The organism is Arsukibacterium sp., assembly GCF_033722355.1.
Classification (GTDB): domain Bacteria; phylum Pseudomonadota; class Gammaproteobacteria; order Enterobacterales; family Alteromonadaceae; genus Alishewanella.
Map to the genome: position 1 here is coordinate 1 of NZ_JAWVZF010000172.1, position 5,660 is coordinate 5,660.

Consider the following 5,660-nt stretch of genomic DNA (forward strand, 5'->3'; position numbering starts at 1 on the left):
GGCGGCCCTACCGCCCGGCTGATGCTGATGTTTGCATATCTTTGCACCCGCTCCACCGGATGGCAGAACACCAAGCTGCGTGTGCTTACTGAAGCAGAAAAATATTCTAAAGAGCAAGTGCAGCAAAGTTTCAGCACCTATCTGGAAAACGTAAGGATTGAGGCAGAGATAGAAGCGCTGGATAAGGTCGATTTTGACATTATCGAACGCTACTCGGGCCAGTCAGATCTGGTTTTTTTCCCGGTCGAAGTCAGAGAAAATGACGTCGTCGACAGTTTTGCTATAGGACTGCAACAGCTAACTGAAACCATGAATAATCTGGTGCTGGTTCAGGCGTGTCAGGCAATGCAGCTGGACCCTGATCCGGATAAAGCCCATGGCGCCAAACCTGATTAACGCCAATGTTATCTGAACAGGCGCACACCTACTTTACCGGACAATTGCACGACTAAAACCGTGGCAAAACACTGTTTTTCCCGAAAAAGCCGAATAGGGCCGCAGATAGCCGGCATAGGATTATGTTTGACAACATTGCTGGCAATTTAAGTAGGTCAGGGAAATTGGACAAATACAAAGCAATAAATGGTGCCCGGGGCCGGACTTGAACCGGCACGGGGTTTCCCCCGAGGGATTTTAAATCCCTTGTGTCTACCGATTTCACCACCCGGGCAGAGTTGCGCGCACTGAAAAGTACTGGCAGAACGGCGCGCATAATAATGAACGCCGCCTGCTTATGCAAGTATTTTATTTACCACTCAATGGACGATGGTACCCGAGGTGTTGTTAACAGCCGGGTGAAACGCGCCCAGCGCTCGGCCTCGTCATCGGTCTGTTCAATATAGTCTTTTACCAGATCTTTACCCCAGTTATAGTTAATAACATAAGCGCCGTAATTGTCGAAAAAGCGCAGCCGCTGCCGCGCTTCGGCTTCGCTGTTCAGGCTGTATTGCTGCAGTAGCGCCACGGCTTGTTCACTATCAATATCGCCATTTAAGTACTGGCGGGCAATTTCATTACCGGCATAACTTAACTTGGCCATTAATTTTAAAAATGCGGCATACTCTGCCGCTTTTGCCGGATCCAGCCCGGCCAGCGGATACAGAACATCACGTTCAAATTCCATTTTCTGCTCAAGAGGGAAAGCCAGCTCAATACCGTAATTAGCCGTGCCTTCTGCAATCAGTGATTGCGGACTGTACAGCGGATAAACACTGAATTCCTGCCAGCCAAACTCATCTACCAGCTTATGCTCCAGCAGCGCATTGTAAGTGTGGTGACCCGGATAACCTTCATGGCAACCTAAATCAACGGCGCGGGAAATATCTATTGGTCGTTCGCTGTTTATCTGAATTAAGCTGTACGATTTACCTTTATACCAGTTATAGCCACTCCAGGGTTTATCCTGCACATATTCCAGACTGAAATCTTCATTCTGTGGCAAGCTGATATAAGCCTGGGTGCGCTGTTTACATTCATCAATCGCCCGCTGAAATACTACGTCAAGTTTATCAGCCGGAATAACAAAGTTTTTCCGGTATTCTACTACCCGCTCGGTTAAGTTTCCCTCGCCCGGCACCAGCTTATCAATACCGGCCAGCACTTCATCAAAGTCAGTCAGGCTGTAATTGGGCGGCGTGGTGTCATAAAGGGCCTGGGCCTGCGCTTCAAAATTGGCTTTTTTGCCGTGGCTCAGGTGCTCAGCATAAAAGGCCAGTGCCTGTATTTGCTTATCCAGATAATGCAGCCTCAGCTTACGCAGGTCGCTGTCTGCCGGCGGCTGGGTGTCAATTTTCTCAAGCAGGGTTTTCGCCTCAGCGGCAATCTCTGCCGGGCTCATACCGCGGGCAACGGCCTCATCGCGTAATTGCTGCGGGCCATAGTAAGCATCAACATAGTTGCTGTCATGTTCGCCCAGCGCTAATACCAGTTGCATATACTGGCGGGCAATATTATCCACATCGACCGTGGCAGCCAGCCGCGGATCTGGCGCTTTACCACACGCAGTAACCAGCGCAATGCTGACGGTCAGTACCAATGGTTTTAACAAAGGGTTTCGCATAATCAGCTTCCTTGGTTTGCTTTAGTTTTAATAAGTTAGAACGCCATCTCGGTCTTTAATCCTAGCGCTTAGCCCGCCTGGCGGCAACTTTTTAAGCAGTTAACTGTAAAGACCACCATAGCAGTTTTTCTTTATTTAGCCATCTATACTGTTGCAGTTAAAAAATAACCATGCTATTACTAGTGTCGCTTTGCTATTAAATAAACCAATAAGAGCCATTAATGAATTTACATCGTCGCGTTTCTGTCATCAGCCTCCTCGTGCTCCTCAACGGCGCGCGGGGTGCTGTTTATTGGTAGAAAGGTAACGAGCCGATAACCAAAAACCCCGTGCCACTGGCCGGGGTTTTTTGCATTTACGCCCCCGCCACAGGTTGCAACCTAAACCGGAACAACGGAACAGGAAACACAAGATGAGCGGCGACAATAAAATCTGGATCTTTGACACCACCTTACGTGACGGCGAGCAGGCATTGCGCGCCAGCTTAAGCCAGAAACAGAAAGTTCAGCTGGCCCATGCTATCGCAAGACTGAAAGTAGATGTCATGGAAGTAGGCTTTCCGGTCTCCAGCCCGGGCGACTTCGACTCGGTGCAGCGGATTGCCCGGGAAGTAAAGGGCCCGATTATCTGCGGCCTGGCCAGGGCAACCAGCGCCGACATTGAAGCCTGCGGCCAGGCTTTAAAAGAGGCCGAACAGCGCCGTATTCATACCTTTATTGCCACCTCGCCGCTGCATTTACAATATAAATTGCGTAAAACGTTGCAGCAGGCTACCGAGCAGGCCGTTGCCGCGATTAAACTGGCCAGTCGCTATACCGACGATATTGAGTTTTCCTGCGAGGATGCCGGCCGGACCCCTATAGACGATTTATGCCGGATCATTGAACAGGCCATTGCGGCCGGTGCCACCACCATTAATATCCCCGATACCGTCGGCTACACCATTCCCAATGAATTTGCAGCGATTATCAGCGCTTTGCGGAATAAAGTGCCAAACATTGATAAAGCCCGCTTAAGTGTGCACTGCCATAATGATTTAGGTCTGGCCGTAGCTAACAGCATCAGCGCCATTCAGGCCGGTGCCAGACAAATTGAATGTACAGTAAATGGGATTGGTGAGCGGGCCGGTAACTGTTCGCTGGAAGAGGTGGCGATGATTATCAACACCCGCAAAGATGTGCTGGCGCCGCTGTATACCGATATTAAAACCACCGAAATTTACCGAAGCAGCCATCTGGTCAGTCAGATCTGTAATATGCCAATCCAGCCCAACAAGGCCATTGTCGGCGAAAACGCCTTTGCCCACAGCTCAGGCATTCATCAGGATGGCGTGTTGAAGGCGCAAAATACCTACGAGATTATCGCGCCCGAGCAGGTGGGTATCCGCCAGAACGAGCTGAACTTAACGTCGCGCTCTGGCCGGCATGTTATTGCCCATCGCCTGGCAGAACTGGGTTACACCGACACAGACTACGATTTGGAAGCGGTATACAAAAGTTTTGTCGCGCTGGCTGATCAGAAAGGCCGGGTTTTTGACTATGACCTGGAAGCACTGGTGTTTTTTGAAAACCTGCAAGAACAAAATGATTATTACAACCTGGAGTTTTTAAGCTCATCCACCCATACCGGCCATATTGCCAGTGCCACCGTCGGCTTACGCTGCGGCGATCAGGTATTTACTGAAGCCGCTACCGGCAATGGCCCGGTCGAAGCCGCGTTCAGCGCCATTGCCCGCATCAGCAAACTGCAAATCAAAATGGTTGATTTTAACTTACAGGCCAAAGGCAGTGGTGAAGATGCGCTGGGTCAGGTTGATATTATTGCCGAGCATGAAGGGCGGCGTTTTCATGGGGCGGGGCTGGCCACCGACATTGTCCGCAGCTCAGTGCTGGCGTACGTCCATGTGCTGAATATGATCCAGCGTGCCCAGACCATCGATGCCCACCGGCATGCCCGTCAAACCACGTTAAAAATTGCAGCAGGGGAACAATAATGACAACACCATCAGTTAAACACTACCGGATAGCGGTGCTGGCCGGTGACGGTATTGGCCCGGAAGTGATGCTTGAAGCTGAAAAAGTGCTGCAGGTGGTCGCAGATAAATTTCAATTTGGCCTGACCCTGACCCACGCTTTAGTGGGTGGCGCGGCCATTGATGCCTGCGGTGAACCACTGCCGGCACAAACGTTATCCGTCTGTCAGCGAAGCGATGCCATTTTGTTTGGCTCAGTTGGCGGGCCGAAGTGGAGTGGCTTAGCGCCCGATAAACAACCCGAGCGGGGCTCATTGCTGCCGCTTCGCAAAAGCTTCGATCTATTCTGTAATTTACGCCCGGGCCAGATTTATCCGGCATTTGCCGAGTTATCGCCACTGCACCCCAGGGTCAGCCGTTTAGGCATGGATGTATTATGTGTACGCGAGCTGACCGGCGGTATTTATTTTGGCGAAAAAGGCCGCGGTGCCACAGACGCTTTTGATACCCAGCGTTACAGTGTGTTTGAGATTGAACGGATTGCCAGAGTGGCTTTTGAGGCCGCGCAGAAACGCCGCAATAAAGTCACGTCGATTGATAAAGCCAATGTGCTGCAAACCAGCATTTTATGGCGTGAAACTGTTGAGCGCATCGCGAAAGATTACCCCGGCGTCACGCTTGAACATATGTATATTGATAACGCGGCGATGCAGCTTATCCGCAGCCCGCAGCAGTTTGATGTGCTGTTATGCGACAACCTGTTTGGTGATATTTTATCTGACGAAATTGCTGCCATCGCCGGCTCATTAGGCTTACTGCCCTCTGCCAGTCTAAACGCCAGCGGTTTTGGCTTATACGAACCGGCTGGTGGCAGCGCGCCCGATATTGCAGGCAAAGGTATCGCTAACCCGGTCGCCCAGATTTTAAGTGCCGCGCTGATGCTGCGTTACAGCTTTGGCGAAGAGGCGGCAGCCTGCGCTATTGAGCAGGCAGTGCAGCACTGCTTAGAACAGCATATTGTGACCCGGGATATTAACCCGGCATCAACTTACGGCACGTCAGCCGTTGGCGCAGCTATCGTCGCTACCTTACGCCAGCCAGGAGAACGTTAATGGCTAACACCTTATATCAGAAAATATATGCCAGCCATGTCGTTGGCAAGTTAAACCCCAGTACCGACTTACTGTTTGTTGACCGTCATTTAATTCATGAGGTGACGTCGCCCCAGGCCTTTTCTGGTTTGAAACTGGCAAACCGCAGCGTACGCCGGCCAGACTTAACCTTCGCCACGATGGACCATAACGTCTCCACCCAGCGCCGCAGTATCGACGCTGCCGGCGAAACCTCGCGCAAACAGCTGGAAGCACTGGCCGCCAATTGCCACGAAAACAAGATCCCGTTGCTGGATTTAACCCACCCCGATCAGGGCATTGTCCATGTTATTGGCCCGGAGCAGGGTTTAACCCAGCCCGGGATGATTATTGTTTGTGGTGATTCCCACACATCGACCCACGGCGCTTTTGGTGCATTAGCCTTTGGTATCGGCACGTCAGAGGTAGAACATGTGCTGGCGACCCAGACATTACCCCAGCAGCAGGCTAAAACGCTGAAAATTGAAATAAATGGCGA

Annotated in this window: 5 protein-coding genes and 1 tRNA gene; 4 read left to right on the forward strand and 2 right to left on the reverse strand. The window is 51.2% G+C overall.

Translation table 11 applies throughout. The features are described from left to right. The coding region (locus tag R3177_RS12690; protein WP_318971398.1) for a hypothetical protein at positions 1 to 396 on the forward strand (396 nt) is incomplete at its 5' end. A 187-nt stretch (positions 397 to 583) separates the two neighbouring features. Here the strand turns inward: R3177_RS12690 and R3177_RS12695 are convergent. After that, a tRNA-Leu gene (locus R3177_RS12695) sits at positions 584 to 670 on the reverse strand. 78 nt (positions 671 to 748) lie between these two features. Then, positions 749 to 2,059, reverse strand: a complete 1,311-nt coding sequence (locus R3177_RS12700) for a hypothetical protein (RefSeq protein WP_318971399.1) — start codon at positions 2,057 to 2,059, stop codon at positions 749 to 751. Between the two features lie 412 nt (positions 2,060 to 2,471). Here R3177_RS12700 and leuA point away from each other — a divergent pair, with 412 nt between their 5' ends. From leuA to R3177_RS12715, 3 genes are all read left to right on the forward strand, one after another. Beyond that, on the forward strand, positions 2,472 to 4,052 hold the full coding sequence (leuA, locus tag R3177_RS12705; RefSeq protein WP_318971400.1) for a 2-isopropylmalate synthase: 1,581 nt from the start codon (positions 2,472 to 2,474) through the stop codon (positions 4,050 to 4,052). After that, complete coding sequence (leuB, locus tag R3177_RS12710) at positions 4,052 to 5,143, forward strand: 3-isopropylmalate dehydrogenase (protein ID WP_318971401.1); 1,092 nt, start codon at positions 4,052 to 4,054, stop codon at positions 5,141 to 5,143. The genes leuA and leuB overlap by 1 nt, the downstream gene beginning before the upstream one ends. Continuing rightward, positions 5,143 to 5,660: aconitase family protein (locus R3177_RS12715; protein WP_318971402.1), on the forward strand; the 518-nt coding region annotated here is incomplete at its 3' end. The genes leuB and R3177_RS12715, both read left to right, overlap by 1 nt.